Origin of the sequence: Janthinobacterium sp. SUN211, from assembly GCF_030587315.1 — a bacterium.
Taxonomy (GTDB): domain Bacteria; phylum Pseudomonadota; class Gammaproteobacteria; order Burkholderiales; family Burkholderiaceae_D; genus Janthinobacterium; species Janthinobacterium kumbetense.
In genome coordinates this window covers 1,200,284-1,222,652 of record NZ_JAPWIC010000001.1, presented here as the reverse complement: position 1 = coordinate 1,222,652, position 22,369 = coordinate 1,200,284, and the positions used below count along the sequence as shown (strand labels likewise).

The following is a 22,369-nucleotide window of genomic DNA, read 5'->3' as shown; positions in this document are numbered from 1 at the left end:
TGCATAAATGATAGGAATAGTCTAAACCGTCAATTGCTTGATGGTGGTCTTGATCTGCGTCACGCGCGCGGCCAGGTCCGGCATGGCGGCCGTGATTTTCAGCTTGTCCTGGCCATGCAGCTTGATATGGCGGTTCTTCTGGATCAAGTCGATGATGCGCATCGGGTCGATGGGCGGCTTGGCCATGAATTGCAGGGTGGCCGCCTCGCCATGCACGTCGATCTTGACGATGCCCACGGTTTTCGCGGCGATGCGCAGGCGGTGCGTCTCGACCAGGGCCTTGACGGCGTCGGGCAGCTTGCCGAAGCGGTCGATCAGCTCTTCCTGGATATCGTCGATCTTGTCCTGCGTGGCGCAGTTGGCCAGGCGCTTGTAGATCGACAGGCGCTCGTGCACGTCGCCGCAGAAGTCGGCCGGCAGCAGGGCCGGCACGTGCAGGTTGATCTCCGTCGTCGACGCCAGCGGCGCGGCCAGGTCCGGCTCCTTGCCCGCTTTCAGCGAGCGCACGGCTTCGTTCAGCATGTCCGAATACAGCTGGAAGCCGATTTCCGTCATCTCGCCGGACTGGCTTTCGCCCAGCACTTCGCCGGCGCCGCGGATTTCCAGGTCGTGCATGGCCAGGTAAAAGCCGCTGCCCAGTTCTTCCATCTGCTGGATGGCGTCCAGGCGGCGCTGCGCCAGCTTGGTCAGGCCCTGCACGTCGTGCACCAGCAGGTAGGCGTAGGCCTGGTGGTGCGAACGGCCGACCCGGCCGCGCAGCTGGTGCAGCTGCGCCAGGCCGAACTTGTCGGCGCGGTGCATGATGATGGTGTTCGCCGTCGGCACGTCGATGCCCGTTTCGATGATCGTCGTGCACAGCAAAATATTGAAACGCTGGGCGACGAAGTCGCGCATGACCTTTTCCAGGTCGCGCTCGTGCATCTGGCCATGCGCCACGGCGATGCGCGCCTCGGGCAGCAATTCCGTCAGCATGGCCAGGCGGTTCTGGATGGTTTCCACCTCGTTGTGCAGGAAGTAGATCTGGCCGCCCCGTTTGAGTTCGCGCAAACACGCTTCGCGGATGATGGCTTCGCCTTCGCTGCGCACGAACGTCTTGATGGCCAGGCGCTTTTGCGGCGCCGTGGCGATGATGGAAAAGTCGCGCAAGCCTTCCAGCGCCATGCCCAAGGTGCGCGGGATCGGCGTGGCCGTCAGGGTCAGCACGTCGACTTCCGCGCGCAGGGCTTTCAAGGCTTCCTTCTGGCGCACGCCGAACCTGTGTTCTTCGTCAATGATGACCAGGCCCAAACGGGTAAACTTCACGTCGTCGGACAGCAGCTTGTGCGTGCCGATGACGATGTCGATGGTGCCGTCGGCCATGCCCTTGAACGCTTGCGTGATCTCCTTGCCGCTGCGGAAGCGCGACAATTCCGCGATGCGCACGGGCCAGTCGGCGAAGCGGTCGGCGAAGGTTTGCGCATGCTGCTCGGCCAGCAGGGTGGTGGGCGCCAGGATGGCCACCTGCTTGCCGCCCATGACGGCGATGAAGGCGGCGCGCAGCGCCACTTCCGTCTTGCCGAAGCCGACGTCGCCGCACACGAGGCGGTCCATCGGTTTGCCGGAAGTCATGTCCTTGATGACGTTGTGGATGGCTTCGGCCTGGTCCGGCGTTTCGTCGAAGCCGAAGCTGTCGGCGAAGCGCTGGTAGTCGTGCGACGAGAATTCGAACGAATGGCCTTGGCGCAGCGCGCGGCGCGCATACAGGTTGAGCAGCTCGGCGGCCGTGTCGCGCACCTGTTCGGCCGCGCGCTTTTTCGCCTTTTCCCACTGGCCTGAACCGAGCGAGTGCAAGGGCGCGTCTTCCGGCGAGGCGCCCGAATAGCGGGAAATGACGTGCAGCTGCGATACGGGCACGTACAGCTTGGTGTCCTTCGCGTATTCGAGGTGCAGGAATTCCGTCTCGCCTTCGCCCAGGTCCATGCTGGTCAGGCCCATGTAGCGCCCGATGCCGTGGTTGATGTGCACGACGGGGTCGCCGATCTTCAGCTCCGACAGGTCGCGCACCATCGATTCGACCTGCGTCACGCCTTCCTGCTTCTTGGTGCCGACGCGGCGGCCGGAACCGGCATACAGCTCCGTCTCCGTGATGAAGGATAAATGACCTTCCGGCGTAAACAGTTCGAAGCCCGCGTGCAGCGGCGCCACGCCCAGCATCAGCTTGGCGTCGGACTGCAGAAAACCGTCGCTGCCTTCCACGGGCGTCAGGTGCAGGTCGTATTCGGTGAAGTACTGCTGCAGGGTTTCGCGGCGGCCGTTCGATTCGGCGCAGATCATCACGCGGCGGCCCGCTTGCAGCAAATAGCTGCGCAGGTTGGCCAGCGGGTCGTCGGCGCGGCGGTTGACGGCGATGTTCGGCACGGGGGCCGACAGTTCGGACGCCAGCGCATCGTTCGATTTGGCGATCGCCAGGCGCGGATACGGCTTGGCCAGGCCGAAGAACTGCTCGTCGGACAGGAACAGCGATTCGGGCGGCAGGATAGGCCGTTCGCGGTCGGCTTTTAAGAAGCGGTAGCGCGACTGCGTATCGGTCCAGAAGCGGCCGATGGCCGCATCGATTTCGCCCACCAGGGCCAGCGAGGCGTCGGGCGGCAGGTAGTCGAACAGGGTGGCCGTCTGTTCGAAGAACAGGGGCAGATAATATTCGATGCCGGCCGAGGCGATGCCGCTGCTGATGTCCTTGTAGACGACCGAGCGCGATGGGTCGCCCTCGAACTGTTCGCGCCAGCGGTTGCGGAAGGTGGTGCGCGCCGCTTCATCCATGGGAAATTCGCGCCCCGGCAGCAGCCGCACTTCATGCACGGGGTACAGCGAGCGCTGGGTGTCGGCGTCAAACGTGCGGATGGTCTCGATGGTGTCGCCGAACAGGTCCAGCCGGTAGGGCAGGGCGGAACCCATGGGGAACAGGTCGAGCAGGCCGCCGCGCACCGAGTATTCGCCGGGCGACATCACTTGCGAGACATGGCTGTAGCCGGCCAGGGTCAGCTGCGACTTCAATCGCGCTTCGTCGAGCTTTTCGCCCTTCTTGAAGAAGAAGGTGTAGGCGGCCAGGAAGGATGGCGGCGCCAGGCGCACCAGCGCCGTGGTGGCCGGCACGATCAGCACGTCGCACTGGCGCGTCTGGATTTCGTGCAGGGTGGCCAGGCGCTCGGAGACCAGGTCCTGGTGCGGCGAAAAGGCGTCGTAGGGCAGGGTTTCCCAGTCCGGCAGCAGGTGGCAGCGCAAGTCCTTGCCGCCAAACCACGGGATTTCATCGAGCAGGCGCTGGCCGTCGCTGGCCTGCGCCACCACTACGGCCAGCATCTGGCCCCGCGCTTTTAATTCCAGCGCGGCCAGCGCCAGGGCATAGGCGTCGGATGAACCATACAGGGCGGGCAGCGCGTAGCGGTTGCCGGGCTTGGGGAGGGCTTTTGTTAAGTCTAAGGACATGCAGGCGATGACACTAGTGGCAGAGGCAGTTGAGTGGGACAGCTGTGGTGCGCGCAGCGCCGCCAGTGACGGCGCTGACAGGCGAGATTATAGACCATCACTTATATCTCCGCGCTTGAGAAAACCGTCGCGAGCGGCAGTGATTTGTGGCTAAGAAGCGCAACTGTGCTTGAGCACAGTGAGCATCGCAGGCCGCAAAGCACGACGCGCAGCAGGTTTTATCCTGCGCGGACATTCGCGATGCCGAACGGGACATGCACCATCGGGATGGTGCCGCCCGCCGATTTGAGGTGGCTCAATTGATCGTCGAAGAAGATATGCGGCTTGAACACGGCCAGCACGCGCGATTTGTCCATGCCGCCGAGGAAAAACGTCTCGTCGGCCGCCACGCCCCAGCTTTTCAGGGTCGTCACGACGCGCTCGTGCGAGGGCGCGTTGCGCGCCGTGATGATGGCGATGCGCAGGATCTTTTTATAGCCGGGGTCGCGCCGCTGGGCCCTTTCTTCCAGGCGCTGCATGGTGGCCAGCTTCTGGAACAGGCCGGCCAGCGGGCCGGGGCGGTGCGGCGTGCCCACGTTGAGGGTTTCATGGGCGTGGAATTCATCGACGTCATTGTTGCGCTTGAAGACGGTTTCCGCTTCGTCGTCGGCGATCACGCCATCGAAATCGAAGGCCACGCGCAATTCCTCGTCGTTTTCGTCGTCTTCCGTGCGCGACGGCAGCACCAGGCCGGCCGGATAGTCGCAGGCCAGGGCGCTGCGCACGTCGCCTTCGTTCGCGCTGAGGAACAGCGAGGCATTGAAGGCGGGCAGGTAGGGATACGGCGACTTGCCCGTCATGAAGGCGGCACGCGAAATGTCCAGGCCGTAGTGGGCGATCGAATGCATCACGCGCAAGCCCGTTTCCGGCGAATTGCGCGAAAACAGCACCACTTCCACGGGCGACTGGCGCGGGTAGTGCTTGTTGATGTTCAGGAAGCGGCGGATGAAGGGGAAGGCCACGCCGCGCGGCAGAACCGTGTCGATGTGCGTCTCCTGATACTTGCGGTATTCCTCGGGGCCGTTGTCGAGGTAGATCTGGTGCGATTCGGCCAGGTCGAACAGGGCGCTGGAAGCGACCCCGATCACCAGTTTGTGTTCGATAGGATAAGCCATGCTGTACCTGTGGTGTGGGTGTTGACCATCTTATACGACTATTAACTGCGTAGCCAATAGCGGCGCGCGGGGATTTTTTGCACCAAAGCAGGGCATCGGATGGCTTTTTGATGCCACTGTGCAAGGCGCGCCACAGTCAGGAAATAAATATTGATTTGTATCAAGTATGTAGCAGTCAGCGTTCCCGTTTTCCACTATGCTCCTATTATCAAATCTCGCCAATTGTAACGAAGCGTACGCCCCATCCCCGCCACCTTTATACAAGTGTCAGCTGTTTTACTCGAACATGCCAGCCTCAACCTCGCCAGCAAAAATCGTGATTATATAAAGGGCCTAGCCATGTTTAAGAATTTACTGATCAAATGGAAGTTGGCGACGCTCGTCGCCGTGATGATGGCGGCCTTGCTGGTGGTGGGCATCAGCGGTTACACGGGCATCGCCACCGTCGGCCGCGCCGTCAATGAAATCGGCGTCGTGCGCCTGCCGTCGATCCAGGGCTTGATGATGATCAGCGAAGGCCAGACGGCCGTCGCCGCCGCCACCCTGACGGCGGCCATCTATGAAAACAATTATCAGGCACAGGACAAGTTCGCGGAAGCGCTGCAGCTGCGCACGCGCGCCTGGAACAATATCGAGGCCGGCCGCAAGCTGTACGAACCGCTGCCGCAAACGCCCGAGGAAGCCGTGCTGTGGCAGCGCTTCCAGGGCGAGTGGACGGCCTGGAAGGCGGACGACGACAAGGTGCGCGCCATCCTGCGCCAGCTGGCCGACAACCGCGACGAAGCGCGGCAGAAAGAGCTGTTCGTGGGCTTTTACAAGCAGTACCAGGATTCGCGCGCGCTGTTCGGCAAGGCCGAAGGCACGCTCAACGACATCATCAAGCTCAATAACGGCGTGGCCGACGCCAGCGTCAAGGACGGCAGCGCGGCCGTGATCCGCTCGGAAAGCCTGATGGTCATCCTCGGCTTGCTGGCCTCCGCACTGGGCATCGGCTGCGCCGCCTACATCACGCGCGCCATCACGCAGCCGATCAATTCGGCCGTGAAAGTGGCGCAGACGGTGGCCTCGGGCGACCTGACGAGCCAGATCGAGGTGCACACGACGGAAGAAACGGGCCAGCTGCTGCAGGCGCTGAAGGACATGAATTCCAGCCTGGTCAGCATCGTCGGCCAGGTGCGCAGCGGCACGGAGACCATCGCCACGGCGTCGTCGCAGATTGCCAGCGGCAACCTGGACCTGTCCTCGCGCACGGAAGAGCAAGCCAGTTCGCTGGAAGAGACGGCGTCGTCGATGGAAGAGCTGACGTCGACCGTACGGCAGAACGCCGACAATGCCCAGCAAGCCAACCAGCTGGCGCTGAGCGCCTCGGGCGTGGCCGTGAAGGGCGGCGCCGTGGTGGGCAAGGTGGTCGAGACCATGGACGCCATCAACGATTCGTCGCGCAAGATCGTCGACATCATTTCCGTCATCGACGGCATCGCCTTCCAGACGAATATCCTGGCGCTGAACGCGGCCGTGGAAGCGGCGCGCGCGGGCGAGCAGGGACGCGGTTTCGCCGTGGTGGCGACGGAAGTGCGTAATCTGGCCCAACGATCGGCTGGCGCAGCGAAAGAAATCAAGACCCTGATCGGCGACTCCGTGGTGGCCGTCGACGCAGGCAGCAAGCTGGTGGCCGAGGCGGGCAGCACGATGGCCGAAATCGTCTCCAGCGTGCAGCGCGTGACGGATATCATGGCCGAAATCAGCCTGGCGACGCAGGAGCAAAGCTCGGGCATCGACCAGATCAACCAGGCCATCGGCCAGATGGACCAGGTGACGCAGCAAAACGCGGCCCTGGTGGAAGAGGCGGCCGCCGCGGCCGAATCGCTGCAGGAGCAATCGGGCCAGCTGGCCGAGGCGGTCAGCGTCTTCAAGCTCGATGGCGCCCAGGCGCCTGCAGCGCGCGCAAACGCGAACGCAAAGCCTGCCGCGACGCGCGCCGCGGTGGCCAGCGCGGCGCCGAAGCGTCCCGCACCGCGTCCGGCTTCCCGTCCCGCCGCGGGCCGCCCGGCCTTGCACGCCGTGCCGTCCCAGCGCCAGAGCGCGCCGCGCGACGACGAGTGGGAAGTGTTCTGATGGCTTGACGGCGCCAGCCTGCGCTAACGGACGGCCGCCTTGCGCGGCCGTTTCTACATGCGCGCACAGGTTCGCACTGCGGTTACTACTTACTAAAAAAACAGCGTTATAAAAATAGCTGTTTTGCCATCTAAGCAAATCTTTTCAAAACTTAACGCGACATTGCTTGTGAGATAACTCACACTGCCTGCCGTACCACCCTTGTTCCCGCCTCGGCCACATCCCGGCTGACCCCTCCGCCTGCTGCGTCCAGCCATTCGTGGCAGGCGGCAGCCATTGCCGTCAGCCTTGCATGCGAGCCCGGCGCAATGACCGATGCACCACACTGAAGGATGCGAATGAAGATGGCAAATATGAAAATCGGCACGCGCCTGCGCTGCTCCTTTGCGTTGTTGACCTTGCTGCTGCTGGCGACCGCCATGCAGGGCATGCTGCGCCTGTCCAGCCTGGAACTGCGCATGCGCGACGTGATCGACGACAAATATCCGAAAACCGTGCTGGCCAACGACATCATCAAGAATGTCAACATCATCGCGCGCTCCTCGCGCAACCTGCTGCTGATGACGGAGCCGCAGCAGCTGGCGCAGGAGCGGGCCACCATCGCCAGGGCGGGCGGCGAAACGGAAAAGGGCCTGGCGCAGCTGGACAAGGTGGTGCTGTCGCCGCAGGGGCGCCAGCAGATGGCGGCCGTGACGCAGGCGCGCGCCACCTTCAACGGCGGGCGCGACAAGGTGCTGGCCCTGCTGGAACAGGGGGCGCGCGAGGAAGCGACCAGTTTGCTGCTCGGCACGGTGCGCGGCGACCAGCTGCGCTACATGGCGGCGCTGGAAAGCCTGATCGCGCTCCAGCATGACCTGATGGAGGAGGCGGGCGCCCAGGTCAGCCACGAATACGCGACGGCGCGCAACATGATGCTGGCGCTGAGCGCGCTGGCCGTGCTGTTTTCGCTCGTCACCGCCTGGCTGGTCACGCGCAGCATCGTCAACCCGCTGCGCCATGCCTTGACGGTGGCGCAGACCGTGGCCGCCGGCGACCTGACGTCGACCTTCGGCCGCCATGCGGGCGATGAAACGGGCAAGCTGCTCGATGCGTTGTGCATCATGAACGGCAACCTGCTCGACATCGTGCAGCAGGTGCGCAGCGGTACCGATACCATCGCCACGGCATCGTCGCAGATTGCGGCCGGCAATATCGACCTGTCGTCGCGCACGGAGGAGCAGGCCAGCTCGCTCGAACAGACCGCGTCGGCCATGGAGGAACTCAGCTCTACCGTGCAGCAGAACGCGGAGAATGCCCGCCATGCCAGCGTGCTGGCCGTCGAGGCGGCGAACATCGCCGGCGCCGGCGGGCAAGCCGTGGGACAGGTGATCCATACGATGGATGCCATCAGCGCGTCGTCGGCGCAGATCGCCGACATCATCGGCGTGATCGACATGCTGGCATTCCAGACGAATATCCTGGCCCTGAACGCGGCCGTGGAAGCGGCGCGCGCGGGCGAGCAGGGGCGCGGCTTTGCCGTCGTGGCGACGGAAGTGCGCAACCTGGCGCAGCGCAGCGCGGCGGCGGCGCGCGATATCCGCGCCCTGATCGCCAATTCCACGCAGCAGGTGGACGCGGGCGCGGCCCTCGTCGCGCAGGCCGGCGCCACGATGCGGGACGTGGTGGCGGCCGTGGGACGCGTGAGCCAGATGGTGGCCGACATCACGGCCGCCAGCGCCGAGCAAAGCACGGGCATCGGCCAGGTCAGCCAGGCCGTCGTGCAGATGGATGAAGTGACGCAGCAGAACGCCGCCCTGGTGGAAGAAGCGGCGGCCGCGTCGCAATCGCTGGAAGGCGAGGCGGCGAAGCTGCTGCAGGTGGTCAGCGTGTTCCGCCTGCAGCAGGGGCCGGCGCACACCTTGCCGCGCCGGAGCGCGCCGGCCGTGCCGCGCCTGCTGGCCTAGTGGCGCGCCTGGCAAGGTTCTGGCGCGGCTGCGTCGTGCTGTGGCGGGCGCGGCGCCAGGCGCGGGAGGGGCAGGGCGGCAAGCCGAGGGCGTCGGCGCGCAGCCGGGAGTTGCAGGCGCGCCTGGACGGCGCCATCGTCGACGGCGAATTCCGCTTTCACTACCAGGGCAAGTTCGACACGGCGCAGCTGCGCCTGGTCGGCCTGGAAGCGTTGCTGCGCTGGGATCATCCGCGCCACGGCCTGGTCTACCCGAACGAATTCATCGGCCTGGCCGAGCAGACGCAGGCCATCGCCGCGCTGGGCAACTGGGGCATCGATGCGGCCTGCCGCCAGCTGGCGCAGTGGCGCGCGGCGGGCCTGCCCCTGGTGCCGGTCTCGGTGAATGTCTCGGCGCGCCAGCTGTGCCAGCCGCAGTTGCCCGACTTCGTGCTGGACTGCCTGCGGCGCCACGCCATTCCTGCCCGCCTGCTGGAGCTGGAAGTGACGGAAAGCTGCCGCATCGACGACATGGCGCAGGCGGCGCAGGGCTTGCGCCGCCTGCGCGCGCTGGGGCTGGCCCTTTCGCTCGACGATTACGGCACCGGTTATTCGGGCTTGAGCCATGTCCGGATGCTGCCGATTCAGACCATCAAGATCGACCGTTCCTTCATCCGCGACGTGGATAGCTGCGGTAGCGACGCCGTGATCGTCGCCTCGACCCTTGCGCTGGCGCGCGGCCTGGGCTTGCTGGCGCTGGCCGAGGGCGTGGAAGACGGTGCACAGCTGGCGCAGTTGCGGCGGCTGGGCTGCCCGCAGGTACAGGGCTTTTATCTGCACCGCCCGGCGCCCGCGGCCGAGGTGGCCGCGCTGCTGTCCGCCGGCCTTGTAACGGTGCCGCAACATGGCGCCATGCGGCATGGCGCGGATGCTCAGTAGAATATGGCCACTGCAAGCCGCGTGCTTTAACACCTACACCACCACGCAAGAATGATAAACAGTCCCGTCCCGGCCTATGTCTTCGGCCCGTTTCGCCTTTTGCCGCTAGAACGCCTGCTGTTCGAGGGCGACCGCGCGCTGCGCCTGGGCAGCAGGGCCATGGACTTGCTGCTGGCACTGCTGGAGCGCGCCGGCGACATCGTCGACAAGCATGAACTGGTGGCCATCGTCTGGCCCAATGCCGTGGTCGACGACGCGACCTTGCGCGTGCACCTGGCGGCGTTGCGCAAGGCGCTCGGCGACGGCCGCGACGGCCAGCGCTACATCACCACGATCCCCGGGCGCGGCTACGGCTTCCTGGCGCCGCTGGCGCACACGGGCCGGCCGGCGTCCGGTGCGGCGGGCGCCGAGCCGCGGCATAACCTGCCCGTCATGCTGACGCGCATGCTGGGCCGCGCCGAGGTGCTGCAAACGATGGCCAACCAGCTGCTGCAATTGCGCCTGCTGTGCATTGCCGGCCCGGGCGGCATCGGCAAGACCACCCTGGCCGTCGGCCTGGCCACGCGCGTGCTGCGCCGCTATGCCGACGGCGTGTGTTTCGTCGACCTGTCGCCGCTGGACGAGGGCCGCCTGGTGCCGCTGGCGCTGGCCACGGCGCTGGGGGTGGCGGTGCCGGCCGGCGACGCCATGCCGGTCCTGCTGGCCTACCTGCGCCCGCGCCACATGCTGCTCGTGCTCGATAACTGCGAACACGTGATCGGCGCGGCTGCCACGCTGGCCGATGCCTTGCTCAAGGGCGCGCCGCTGCTGCATGTGCTGGCCACCAGCCGCGAGCCGCTGCGCCTCACCAGCGAACAGCTGCAGCGCCTGCCCGCGCTGGAATTGCCGCCTGCCGATGCCGTGCCCGATGCGGCGGCGGCCCGGCATTTCTCCGCGGTGCAGCTGTTTTGCGAACGCTGCGCGGCCGTCGACGACGCCTTCGTGCTGGCCGACGCCGACGTGCCCGTGGTGGTGGACATCTGCCGGCGCCTCGACGGCATCCCGCTGGCGCTGGAACTGGCGGCCGGGCGCATTGCCCATTTCGGCCTGCACGAATTGCGCCGCCAGCTCGATGACCGCTTTCGCCTGCTCACGCGCGGCGCGCGCAACATGCCCTTGCGCCACCAGACCCTGCGCGCCACGCTGGACTGGAGCTACGGCCTGCTCGACGCGCGCGAGCGCCAGGCGCTGCAGGCGCTGAGCGTGTTCAGGAGCCGCTTCCGCCTGGAGTCGGCCAGCGCCGTGGCGGGATGCGACGTGTTCGACACGCTGGCCGACCTGGTGGCCAAGTCCCTCGTCAGCATCGAATTTTGCCGCCAGCACGTGTATTACCGGCTGCTCGACACCACGCGCGCGTATGCTGGCGCGCAGCTGTCGGCGGGCGGTGGCGCGGGCGCCGTGCTGCTGCGCCATGCGCGCCATTGCCTGGGACTGGCCGCACGCATCGCCGCCGACTGGGCAAGCATGCCGCCGGCCCACTGGAGCGCGCGCTACGGCCGCCATGTCGATGACCTGCGGGCCGCCATCGACTGGGCTTTCGGCGAGGAGGGCGACGTGGCGCTGGGCGTGGCGCTGACCCTGGCCGCGCAAACCCTGTTCTATCAGCTGTCGCTGATGGATGAATACCGCGTGCGCGTCGAGCGGGCGCTCGAGCGCATGGCCACGCATGCGGTGGACGACCCCGACAGCGAAATGCAGCTGCATGCCTCGCAGGCGCACCTGCTGCTGCATACGCAAGGCATTACCGGCACCATGCTGCGTTCGTTCCAGCGCGGCTATGCGCTGGCCATGCGCACGGACGATGGCAGCCGCCGGGCCGAAGCGATTTGCGGCATGTGGATCTGTTGCCTGAAGCTGGCCGATTTCCAGCGCGCCGACAGTTACGTCATAGAGCTTGCCGTCCTGTGCGCAACGCGCGACGACACGGCGATGCACCTGGTGCTGGCGCGCATGCGCTCCGTGGGCGAGTATGTGCAGGGACGCTACGCGCAGTCGGCGGCGCTGGCGCGCATGGTGCTCGCGCACCCTGGGGGTGCGGCGCAGCTTGGCTTCAACAATGCCTTGCTGGCCGATCACCAGGTGTGCCTGCGCGGCACGCTGGCGCGCTGCCTGTGGATGCAGGGCCGCCCCGACGACGCCCTGGCGCTGGCGCGCGAGGCGGTGACGGTGGGCTTCGAGCACAATGGCGTCACGCTGTGCGTGGCGCTGGCCATCCATGCCATTCCCGTCGCCCTGTGGTGCGGGCGGCGGGAACTGGCGCAGGCGTGGACTTGCCTTCTGTGCGAGCACGCGGCCCGCTATGGCTTGCTGTACTGGAGCGCTTGGGGCGCCGCCTACCAGCGCCTGCTCGACGGGGGCGAGGCGATGACGCCATTCCCCTGGCCTTCGGTGCGCAGCTGGCCGATACAGGTCGATTTGATGGCCACCCTGCACGACGCGGCCGCCGATAGCCACGCGCTGCGGCGCGCACGCACGGGCCTGGCGCCGTGGAGCGCGCCGGAAGTGCTGCGCCGCGACGCGCACCACCGCTGGCGGGCGCTGGCGCACGACGATGCGGCCGGCCTGGACGCGGTGCGGGTGCAGCTGGAAGAAGCGCTGCAGCTGGCCAGGGGCCAGCAGGCGCCGGGCTGGGAACTGCGCTGCGCCACCAGCTTGGCGGCCGTGCTGCTGGCGCAAGGCCGCGGCGGCGCCGCGCATGCCGTGCTGGCCCCTGTGCATGCGCTCTATAGCCAGGGGCGCGACACGACGGACGTGATGGCGGCGGCAGCTTTGCTGGCGCAGCTGGCCTGAATGCTATTCGTAGGCGCCCAGCCGGCGCTGTTCCTCCGGCGTGAAACTGGCGTTGCGCAGCTGCTGCAGGGCCGCCGCATCCTGCGCGCCGCCGGGCAGGCTGTTTTTTTGCGCCTGGTAGGCGATGATGCGCTGCTGCCACTGCGATTCCTCGCGGTCCAGTTCCCCCAGACGGGCCGCCGCCGCCGGCGTGAAGGTGCTGGCGCGCAGGCGGTAGACTTCATTCTCGCCGCCGCCCTGTGCCCGCAAGGCCTTGACCGATTCATCCAGCCTGGCTACCTGCAGCGGCGCATCGCGCGCGGCGCGCTGGGCCGGCGACATTTTCTGGTCCAGCGCCGTCAGCTGCGCCTGGCGCTGGGCTTCATCGAGCGTCGTGTTTCCGAGGATATCCATGCGCGCCACGGCGTCGTCGTCATACGCGTCGCTGGCGCCGAACAGGCCGGCGCTTTCCTCTGGCGTAAAGTAATTGCCGCGCAGGGCGCGCATGGCTTGCAGGCGCGCGCGCGCCGCCACGGCGGGATCGGCTTGCGTCGGCAAGGCCTGTTCCGCGCCGGCCAGCGCCTGCTTGTAGGCCAGCCAGGCCCCCAGCAGGCGCTTCGCTTCGCGCGCGGGCACGGGCGCCAGGCGCTTGTCCAGCTCCGCCTCGATCTGGCTGCGGATGGCGGCCAGCGGCTTTTCGCCGAGGCCCGCCAGGTAGTAGTCGAACAGGTGGCCCAGTTCCGCATCGACCACCAGCTTGTCGCCGGCAGCCACCGTCACGTCGCCGTCGGGCCGCGTGCCTTGCATCGAGCGCACGAACGCGAACAGGTCCGGTTCCGCTTTTTCCGGCGGCGGGGCGGGCGGCTCGCCTGGGCGCAGCACCAGGTACAGGGCCAGGGCTGCCAGGCTGCCGCCGATGATCCATTTCGCGTGCATGCGCTTCTCCTTACAGTCCCAGGCCTTGCAGGCGGTTGGCTTGCTGGCGGAAGACGGTGACGGGGTTCGTCTCGAACAGGTTGACGATGCCGACGAACTGGTTGACTTCATCGAGGTGGTTCATGGCGTAGTCGTCGCGGATCACCTTGCCCAGGTGGCTGGAGCAGCTGCTCACCAGGCCATCGTTCTTGACGCCGCCGAAGGCCAGGCTGATGGCCGCCAGGGCAGGGTCGCCCACGTCGAGCACGTTCGTGTACGGTTGCGCGCCGCTCCACGAGAAATAGTACACGCCTTGCACCTGGTAGGCGCCTTCGCCGCAGGCGGAGGTGGGCACGCCCTGTGGGTGGCGGCTGTTGAAGGCCAGCGAGCCGGCCGTGGACAGGGAGGTGAGCGAGGCGCCCGCGTTTTGCGGCAAGCCCTTGTTGCCCGACAAAATGCCGATCAGGGAGGCGAGCGCGTTGCCCAGCGCGCCGCTGGTGTTGGGAATGGCGCCGCTGAGGATATCGGCCACCTTTGAGCCCTTGTTGACGCCGGCCACGCTGGTGACGGACGCCACCAGGTCGGGGCGCACGGAAGCGACATAGCGGGCCGTGGGGCCGCCATGGCTATGGCCGATCAAATTGACTTTGCTTGCGCCCGTGGCGGCGAGGATTTGGCGCACCTGCAACAGCAGCTGCTCGCCGCGCACTTCCGTGCTGTTGGCGGCCGACACGGTGGTCACATACACTTGCGCGCCGCCGCTGCGCAGGGCGGCGGGGACGCCATAGAAATATTCGACGGGACCGAGCTTGTCGAAGCCGAACAGGCCGTGTACGAGCACGATCGGGTACTTGGTTTGCGTGTAGCCGGCGGCGCTGGCGCTGCCGGGCAGGATGGCGAGGGAAAACAGCAGGGTGGAAAGCAGTTGCCAGAAGCGTGTCTTCATTTTGTCTCCGTTATGTATTATTAATAGTGGAAATGAGTGGAAATGTCGATGCTGTAGCGATGAACCGTGCACTCCTGTACATTCTCGATGCATTAAAAATAGCGAGCGCTCGGTTTTTTGAATGTAGCACCGCTGGATTTAAATTGCATTTGAATTGCATGATGCAGCGCAATAACTGTGGGAATTTGGCGTTGCTTATGTGCCCATTGCATAGTTGAAAAGTCAAATAGTTGTTTTCCTGAGCTATAATCGGCCCGGCATCAGCCGTCCCGCCATCTTGCAATGCCGCGTACCGGCATGGCATGGATATCGCTCCTACACCGTTACTTGGGAATGCACTTGTCGACCCATTTTAATTTTGAACAGTTTCAGCAGATGACGCCTTTAAATGGCGAAAACATCTGGGAATATATTCTTGACCGCCACGCGGAGCGCATCGGCGTCAAGCGCCGCAAGCCGGCGCTGGAAAATCTTGAACGCATCTTCGTCGCCACCTTCCGCCTGGCCAATGACGTGGGTTTCCGCGCCATGAGCTTGCGCGATTTATGCCGCGAGACCGGCTTGTCGATGGGCGGCCTGTATGGCTACATCACCAGCAAGGATCAACTGGCCGAAATGATCGAGGACGTGGTGCGCCACGCCACGCAAGCCTTGCCCTTGCTGTTTGCCGACGTGAAGTCGCCGCTGGACCGCCTGGAAGCGATGATACGTTCGTCGATCTACCTGTCCGAAGTGCTGCAGCCGTGGTTTTATTTTGTCTTCATGGATTCGCGCGTGCTGCAGGTGGAGCAGCGCAGCATGGCGAAGAATTCGGAACTGTACGTGCAGACCCTGATCGCCGCCACGATCGGGGAAATCGAACCGAAGCCGCAGGGCGATCCCACCTTGCTGGCCGCGCACTGCCTGGCCCTGTTCCAGGACTGGTACGTGAAACGCTGGAAGTACCGCGCAGCGAAGGTCAATGTCGACGATTTCGCCGATAGCGTCGTCAGTACGGTGCGCGGCTACCTGAGCATGGTCAAGGCGCCGTAAGAAGGCCGCCGAAAAAAAAGCCAGGATCGCTCCTGGCTTTTTCACTAGTTCGTTTCCACCGGCACCGTCTCCGGCACGGCCGCCGGATCCGTCGGCGTCTCCGCCTCCATATCCAGCGTCCTGATCCCGTTCATGTCGATGAATTCGTCGTACAGCCACTCGCCGTCGACCTGGCTCAGGCCCGCCGGCACGGCGCGCGTGACTTGCGGGCGCGTCGACAGGGCCGTGCGCATGTAGTCGATCCAGATCGGCATGGCCAGCGAGGAACCGAATTCGCGTCCGCCCAGGGACTTGGGTTCGTCATAGCCCATCCACGCCACCGCCACGATGCCGCCGCCATAGCCGGCGAACCAGCCGTCGACGGCGTCGCTGGTGGTGCCCGTCTTGCCGGCGATGTCGCTGCGGCCCAGTTTTTTCGTCGCCGCCGCGCCCGTGCCGGTGCGCGTGACTTCGCGCAGCATGCTGTCCATCACGAAGGCGTTGCGCGGGTCCAGCGCCAAGGTCTTCTCGTCGTTCGGCGCGGGCGGCTTGGTCTGCATCAGCACCGCGCCCTTGGCGTCGACGATGCGGTCGATCAAATACGGTTCCACCTGGTGGCCGCCATTGGCGAACAGGGCGTAGGCGCCCGCCATCTGCACGGGCGTGACGGAACCCGTGCCCAGCGCCATCGTCAGGTTGCTGGGCTGGCGGGCCAGGTCGAAGCCGAATTTTTCCATGAAGTCGTGCGTGTACGACACGCCCAGCGCGCGCAGGATGCGCACCGAGGCCACGTTCTTCGATTGCGCCAGCGCGTAGCGCATGGTGATCGGGCCGTCGAACTTGAAGTCGTCATTCTGCGGCGCCCATACCTTGCCGCCCGCCTGCATTTCCAGTGGCACGTCGTTGATCAGGGTGGCCGGCGAAAAGCCTTTTTCCAGCGCCGCCGAATACACGAAGGGCTTCATGGCCGAACCGGGCTGGCGCCAGGCTTGCGTCACGTGGTTGAACTTTTGCAGGTTGTAGTCGAAGCCGCCCACCATGGCGTGGTAGGCGCCCGTTTCCGCGTCCAGCGAGACGAAGGCGGCGGCCACCAGCGGCACTTGCGTGATGGCCCAGTTGCCCTTGGCGTCCTGGGTGATGCGGATCACGGCGCCCGGGCGCAGCTTGATGCCGGCGCCTGCCTTGGCGGACAAGGCGGGGGCGGCAAAGCGCAAGCCTTCGCCCGTGATGGCCTTGGCGTCGCCGTCGCCGATGTCGGCCACCACCTTGCCGCTAGAGACCTCCGTGACGACGGCGGCGATCAGGCCGTCGCTGTCCGGGCGTTTTTGCAGTGCAGCATCGATGGCGTCGTCGCGCTGCTCGGCCTCAAGCGGCATGTCGATGAAGGTTTCCGGGCCGCGGTAGCCGTGGCGCTGGTCGTAGGCGATGACGTTGCGGCGCGTCGAGGCGTAGGCCGCATCCTGGTCCGCCTTCAAGATCGTCGTGTAGACGCTGATGCCCCTGGTGTAGCTGTCTTCCTTGTACTGCGCATACACGGCCTGGCGCGCCAGTTCGGCCACGTATTCGGCGTGCGTGTCGAAACCCTGCTTGCCGCGGCTGTTGATATGCAGCGGCTGCGCCAGCGCCTGCTGGTACTGGCCTTCGCTGATGTAATCGAGGTCGCGCATGCGCTTCAACACCAGTTGCTGGCGCGCGTGCGCCTTTTTCGGATTGCTGATCGGGTTGTGGCGCGAAGGGTTTTGCGGCAGGCCCGCCAGCATGGCCATTTCCGCGATCGACAGTTCGGACAAGGGCTTGCCGAAATACGTCTGTGCCGCGCTGCCGAAGCCGAACGAGCGCTGGCCCAGGTACATCTGGTTCATGTACAGCTCGAGAATCTGGTCTTTCGACAGGGCCGACTCGATCTTCAGGGCCAGCATGATTTCATTGAGCTTGCGCGAAGCGACTTTTTCGCGCGTCAGGAAGAAATTGCGCGCCACCTGCATGGTGATGGTGGAGCCGCCGCCGTGGCCGAAGCCGTGGCGCAGGTTCGACAGCACGGCGCCGCCGGCGCGCACGAAGTCGATGCCGTGGTGTTCGTAGAAGCGGCCATCTTCGATGGCCAGCAGGGCCTTCTTCATCATTTCCGGCACTTGCGCAATCGGCACGAAGTCGCGGTGCTCTTCGCCGAATTCGCCGATCAGCACATTGTCGGCCGTGTAGACGCGCAGCGGAATCTTCGGCTGGTAGTCCGTAATGACGTCCAGCTCGGGCAGGCGCGGGCGCACATACAGGAACAGGTAGGCGGCCAGCAGCAGGGCGGCGGCCAGCGCGGCGCAGCCGGCGATGATGAAACCGCGCACGGTGGCGCGGCGGGAAGGCCAGGGGAATCCGGTTCGTTTGGCAGTCAAGGCAGTCTCACGTGAGCGTGCAAGGCACGGTGGCAGCGATTATAGACCAATGCGCCGGTGCTTCCCGCGCGGGCAGGGCGGCGGGCGGGCCTCGGGGACCGGGAGCAAAAAACCTTTTCATCGAAACGCGGCTGTGCGATAGTCTCGGCTTCAAGAAAATAGCCCGGGCGTCAATCCGGGCTGTTTATTTTTAAAAATTAAGGAAATATCCATGGCAAAAGATGCAACACCGAGCGTCGTGAGGCCCTACATCCCGGCCGATGCGAAGCTGCCCGAGATGACCTTCCGCGCCCTGTTCATGGGCGTCATCCTGGGGATGGTCTTCGGCGCTTCCTCGCTCTACCTGGTGCTGAAAGTGGGCCTGACCGTCAGTGCCTCGATTCCCGTCGCCGTGATCGCCATCACCCTGTTCGGCCTGGCCAAGAAGGTGGGCGGCAAGGATTCGTCGATCCTGGAAAACAGCATCACGCAAACGGCCGGTTCGGCCGGCGAATCGCTGGCCTTCGGCCTGGGCGTGACCATGCCCGCCATCCTGATTCTCGGCTTCGACCTGGAAATCTCGCGCGTCATGCTGGTCGGCGTCCTCGGCGGCCTGCTGGGCATCCTGATGATGATCCCCATGCGCCGCACCATGATCGTCGACCAGCACAAGGAACTCAAATTCCCCGAAGGCACGGCGTGCGCCGAAGTGCTGAAGGCGGCCGCCACGGAAGAATCGCGCATCGCCGCGGGCGAAAGCATCGAGAAGGATTCGGCTGCCGCGCTGGACGCCAAGCGCCGCGCGAAGATCATCTTCGGCGGCTTTGCCGTCGGCTTGCTGTATAAAGTGTTCAATATTTCGTTCAAGGGCTGGAAGGATACGCCGGGCGTGGAATTCGCCGCGCCGCTCAAGGGCGGCTCCATCGGCGCCGAAATCTCGCCTGAATTGCTGGGCGTGGGCTACATCATCGGCCCGCGCATCGCCGCCACCATGGCGGCCGGCGGCGTCCTGTCGTACCTGCTCTTGATCCCGATGATCAAGTTCTTCGGCGACAGCCTGACCACCGTGCTTTCGCCGGGCACCAAGTTGATCAGCGAAATGGGCGCGGACGACGTGCGCAGCGCCTACGTGCTGTACATCGGCGCGGGCGCCGTGGCCGCCGGCGGCCTGATTTCCCTGGTGCGCGCCATGCCCATGATCTGGCGCAGCCTGTCGGCCGGCCTGAAAGGCATCGGCAAGGGCGTCAAGAGCGATTCCACCTTGCGCACGGACCAGGACATCCCCCTGAAATGGGTCGTCATCGGCTGCCTGTCCATCATCGCCGTGATCACCTTCGCCACGCCGCTGCACATGAATTTCCTCGGCGCGCTGCTGATCCTCGTCTTCGGCTTCCTGTTCGCCACCGTGTCGTCGCGCCTGACGGGCGAAATCGGCTCGTCGTCGAACCCGATTTCCGGCATGGCCGTGGCCACCTTGCTGTTCACTTGCCTGATCTTCCTCATCATGGGCTGGACGGGCGGACGTTACTATGTGACGGCCCTGTCGGTGGGCGCCATCGTCTGCATCGCCGCCAGCAATGCGGGCACCACGTCGCAAGACTTGAAAACGGGCTACCTGGTGGGCGCCACGCCGCGCCTGCAGCAGTACGCGATCCTGGCGGGCGCCTTGTCGTCCGCCCTGATCCTTGGTCCGATTCTGCTCAAATTGAACGAGGCGAGCACCGTCTACGTGCCGGCCGCGCAAGTGGCGCCCGGCCTGACGGTCGATGCGTCGAAGCTGACGGTGACGGGCGAGCTGCATGGCCCGCAAGCCGAGACGGACCACAACACGTATAAAGTCTGGCAAAAGACGGATACCGTGGGCGGCCCGGCCGGCAAGTATTTTGTCAAGGATGATGGCCAGCTGGCTTACCTGGTCGATCCGGGTATCAATGGCCATTACAGCAAGCGTCCCGACGGTTCGGAAGTGAAGAAATACGATGCGCCGAAGGCCGTGCTGATGTCCTACATCATCAAGGGCATCCTCGACCAGCAGCTGCCGTGGACCCTGGTGCTGTTCGGCGTGATGATCGCCGTGGTGCTGGAAATGGCCGGCATTCCATCGCTGGCGTTTTCGGTGGGCGTGTATTTGCCCCTGTCGTCCACCTTGCCGATCTTCGTCGGCGGCCTGGTGCGCTGGCTGGCGGACCGCCGCAACAACAAGCTGGAACACAACGCCAAGCTGAACGAGGAAGAGCGCCAGCTGGCGGGCGACCGCAGCTCGGGCGTGCTGCTGGCGTCCGGCTACATCGCCGGCGGCGCGCTGGCCGGCATCATCATCGCCATCACGGCCGGCGTGCTGACGCACTTCGACCAGATGATGGCCGACTGGGCCGAGCACGGCAACCCGTTCTACGCGGGCCTGCACTCGGACGCGCTGTCGCTGCTGCCGTATGCGCTCATCATCGTGCTGCTGTATATCGTGGCGCGCGAGAAGAAAGCGGACAGTTCGCAGGCTTGATGTCATAGCCACTCCAAGGAAAACCGCCCGGGTCGCACCGGGCGGTTTTTTTATGCGCGCGCATGAAACGATGGCTGCGATACGGGCCGCGCCGCCAGTTGCGCCGCGCTCGCGTAGATCGTTACGTGCTCTGACGCCATGTGGCGCAGGTGGTCATAAAACGCCTGCGCGGGTATGCACCACGACGCCGCGTCGCCCACTTGCCCGTTGACGCGCAGGCCGGCGGCATCGAATTCCCGCTGAAAGTACTCGCGCAAATCCTCCCGGCCGGGATGGTCGATGCGGCGCCGTGCGATGGCCGGATCGAAAGGGCGCACGGGCACGTCCCAGCGCCGGCCGTCGTGGTCCAGGCAAGCGAGCAGCCTTGTCTCGTCTTCCCACACGGGCACGGGAAAGGCCTCGCCCATGGCGTCTTCCAGCGCGTGATAGAACGTCACCGGCCCCATGGAAATGCCCAGGCCCAGCACCTTCGCATGGTCGCAGCCGATGAAGCGCTGCCAGGGAGAGCCCATGCCGAAGATCGAGGGCGCGCGGTGGTGCGCTTCGGTGAGGTCGGCGGCATGGCGGCCCCACGCGCAGACGGAGTGCGTCGGGTGGATGCTGCGCCGGACACCGGGGCTGGCAAGGAAGGCTTCCGGCAGGCGTCCCATGTGCGTGCCGTGGCGGCGCGGGTCGAATACATAATCGGGCATGGCGCAGGCGGCGCGCACGGTGCCGCCCGGCAGATAGTAGGCGGGCAGCAGCAGGGCGCCTTGCGGGCCGACGGCGTCCTGCAGGGCGGCTATCACGGCTGGCGCGCCGCCTTCCACATAGCCCAGGCTTTTCAGCGAGGAATGCACGAACAGCGTATCGCCTGGCGCGATGCCCAGCCGCGCCAGGCCGGCAGTCAGCCCGGCGCGCGTCACGTGGGGGGCATTCTGGCGCACGTGCCGGGCGCCGGCGGCGCGGCGCCACGCTTGCAGCGCGGCCCTGGCGGCGCGTCTGGCCCCGTCAAGCATGGCCTAACTCCAATTCCAGCAGGTTGGCATCGATGCAGAACTTGGCGGCCCAGTTCAGGTAAGCCCAGGTGCCGTAGTCGCCATCGACGGGAAACGAGCCCTTGACGCCGCCGCGCGCGTGCGCGGGACCGTCGATGCTGACCGCGCGCCGCACGTAGCGGTTCAGGCGGCGCCCCGCGTCGAGGTAGGGCCGCTCGCCCGTGAGCCGATACAGCAGGAACAGACAATGCGCGTTTTGGGCGGAACCCGTGAGGCAGGCGTAGTTCGCTCCCGGCTGGAAGTCCGGACCGAGGCGGCCGGCCAGGTAGCCGTCGGCCGCCACGGCCCTGGCGACGCTTGTTCCCGTGCGCGCGGCGGCGTCGAGCAGGTCGGCGCGCGCCGAAAAGCGGTGCGCTTCGAGCAGGCCGCGCAAGGCGTAGCCGATGGTATGGGTCAGGGGCAGGAGCGGGTTGTCCAGGCAGTTCGACGCGAACCAGCCATTGGGCCGCTGTTTTGTCAGCGCCCAGTCGACCTGGCGCAAGCCGGCCGCGCCATAGCCGTGGCCCGGCGCGACGCGGTCTGCTTCGAACAGGCCCCATGCGACGTGCGTTTCGTAGGCCTTGTCGCCGGCGCTGGCGAACGGCGTCGGATGGCGGCGCCAGCAGCCGTCCGCATCCTGGCTGTCGCGCAGCCAGCTTGCCGCGCGATGCATGGCGTCTGCGTAGGCCGCGCCGTACGCCGCCACGCCGGCGGCCAGGCCGAGCAGGATCTGGCCCGTATTGAAAGTGACGGGCACGCGCGGCGTCGAATCGATCTTCCCGCCTTGGAATCCGCCTTGTGCGAACTGGATGGCCAGGCACCAGTCGAGCATGCGCCGCGCGCGCCCGTGCAGCGCCTCATCCCCACCCTCATCGCCCGTGCGCTGCGCCAGGGCGATGAGGGTGGGGATGATGTAGCCGGTGGTCTCCGGGTAGGAACTCGACCACCCTGTGAGCAGGCTGTAGTCGCGCGCGACGCCGCCGTCGTTTGAGCTGGAATGGTCCTGCGCCGCGCATAGCCAGGCCGTGCAGGCCTTGACGACGGCTTGCGGGCCGGGGTCGAAGGCGGGCAGGCCGCGCCGGTCCGACAGCCGCTCCATGCGCGCCGCCGCCGGCAGGCTCGCCTGCGGCGACAGCGTGTTCCTGATCTTCGTGAGCAAGGTGCGCATGGCAGTCATGGTCGTAATGGCAGCAGTGGCGTGCTGGTTGGC

General features: G+C 65.8%; 13 protein-coding genes. 6 read left to right on the top strand and 7 right to left on the bottom strand.

From position 1 onward, the window contains the following. Positions 1–21 precede the first annotated feature (21 nt). The gene (mfd, locus tag O3301_RS05295) at positions 22–3,465 is read right to left on the bottom strand and encodes a transcription-repair coupling factor (protein ID WP_289914340.1); all 3,444 of its coding nucleotides are present in this window, start codon (positions 3,463–3,465) and stop codon (positions 22–24) included. Between the two features lie 218 nt (positions 3,466–3,683). Then, complete coding sequence (locus tag O3301_RS05290; RefSeq protein WP_077405756.1) at positions 3,684–4,619, bottom strand: 5'-nucleotidase; 936 nt, start codon at positions 4,617–4,619, stop codon at positions 3,684–3,686. Positions 4,620–4,958: 339 nt separating this feature from the next. On the opposite strand from O3301_RS05290, the gene O3301_RS05285 reads away from it, so the two are divergent. From O3301_RS05285 to O3301_RS05270, 4 genes are all read left to right on the top strand, one after another. Further along, a complete protein-coding gene (locus tag O3301_RS05285; protein WP_305055770.1) occupies positions 4,959–6,734 on the top strand; it encodes a methyl-accepting chemotaxis protein in 1,776 nt (591 codons plus the stop codon). A 344-nt stretch (positions 6,735–7,078) separates the two neighbouring features. After that, positions 7,079–8,677, top strand: coding sequence for a methyl-accepting chemotaxis protein (locus tag O3301_RS05280; RefSeq protein ID WP_305055769.1), 1,599 nt, complete (start codon positions 7,079–7,081; stop codon positions 8,675–8,677). Beyond that, positions 8,677–9,594 (top strand): EAL domain-containing protein, encoded by a 918-nt coding sequence (locus tag O3301_RS05275; protein WP_305055768.1) that lies wholly within the window; start codon positions 8,677–8,679, stop codon positions 9,592–9,594. The genes O3301_RS05280 and O3301_RS05275 overlap by 1 nt, the downstream gene beginning before the upstream one ends. Before the next feature lie 51 nt (positions 9,595–9,645). Beyond that, a complete protein-coding gene (locus tag O3301_RS05270) occupies positions 9,646–12,423 on the top strand; it encodes a winged helix-turn-helix domain-containing protein (protein WP_305055767.1) in 2,778 nt (925 codons plus the stop codon). Between the two features lie 3 nt (positions 12,424–12,426). On the opposite strand, the gene O3301_RS05265 is transcribed toward O3301_RS05270, so the two are convergent. Together O3301_RS05265 and O3301_RS05260 are read right to left on the bottom strand one after the other, a co-directional pair. Then, positions 12,427–13,338 carry a lipase secretion chaperone gene (locus O3301_RS05265; protein ID WP_305055766.1) on the bottom strand — a complete coding sequence of 304 codons (912 nt, stop codon included), beginning with the start codon at positions 13,336–13,338 and terminating at the stop codon, positions 12,427–12,429. Positions 13,339–13,348: 10 nt separating this feature from the next. Beyond that, positions 13,349–14,263, bottom strand: coding sequence for a triacylglycerol lipase (locus O3301_RS05260; protein WP_305055765.1), 915 nt, complete (start codon positions 14,261–14,263; stop codon positions 13,349–13,351). 375 nt (positions 14,264–14,638) lie between these two features. Here O3301_RS05260 and O3301_RS05255 point away from each other — a divergent pair, with 375 nt between their 5' ends. Beyond that, positions 14,639–15,295 (top strand): TetR/AcrR family transcriptional regulator, encoded by a 657-nt coding sequence (locus tag O3301_RS05255; protein WP_052140174.1) that lies wholly within the window; start codon positions 14,639–14,641, stop codon positions 15,293–15,295. A 44-nt stretch (positions 15,296–15,339) separates the two neighbouring features. On the opposite strand, the gene O3301_RS05250 is transcribed toward O3301_RS05255, so the two are convergent. Continuing rightward, positions 15,340–17,664, bottom strand: coding sequence for a penicillin-binding protein 1A (locus O3301_RS05250; RefSeq protein WP_305055764.1), 2,325 nt, complete (start codon positions 17,662–17,664; stop codon positions 15,340–15,342). A gap of 211 nt (positions 17,665–17,875) precedes the next feature. Between O3301_RS05250 and O3301_RS05245 the strand changes: the two genes are divergently transcribed. Beyond that, a complete protein-coding gene (locus O3301_RS05245; protein WP_305055763.1) occupies positions 17,876–20,143 on the top strand; it encodes an OPT family oligopeptide transporter in 2,268 nt (755 codons plus the stop codon). A 50-nt stretch (positions 20,144–20,193) separates the two neighbouring features. On the opposite strand, the gene O3301_RS05240 is transcribed toward O3301_RS05245, so the two are convergent. Together O3301_RS05240 and O3301_RS05235 are read right to left on the bottom strand one after the other, a co-directional pair. Beyond that, entirely contained in the window at positions 20,194–21,141 is a 948-nt protein-coding gene (locus O3301_RS05240; protein ID WP_305055762.1) for an AAC(3) family N-acetyltransferase, read from the bottom strand. Next, positions 21,134–22,327: a hypothetical protein gene (locus tag O3301_RS05235; RefSeq protein ID WP_305055761.1), complete on the bottom strand. Its 1,194-nt coding sequence runs from the start codon at positions 22,325–22,327 to the stop codon at positions 21,134–21,136. Before O3301_RS05235 ends, O3301_RS05240 begins: the two co-directional genes overlap by 8 nt. Positions 22,328–22,369: the final 42 nt, after the last annotated feature.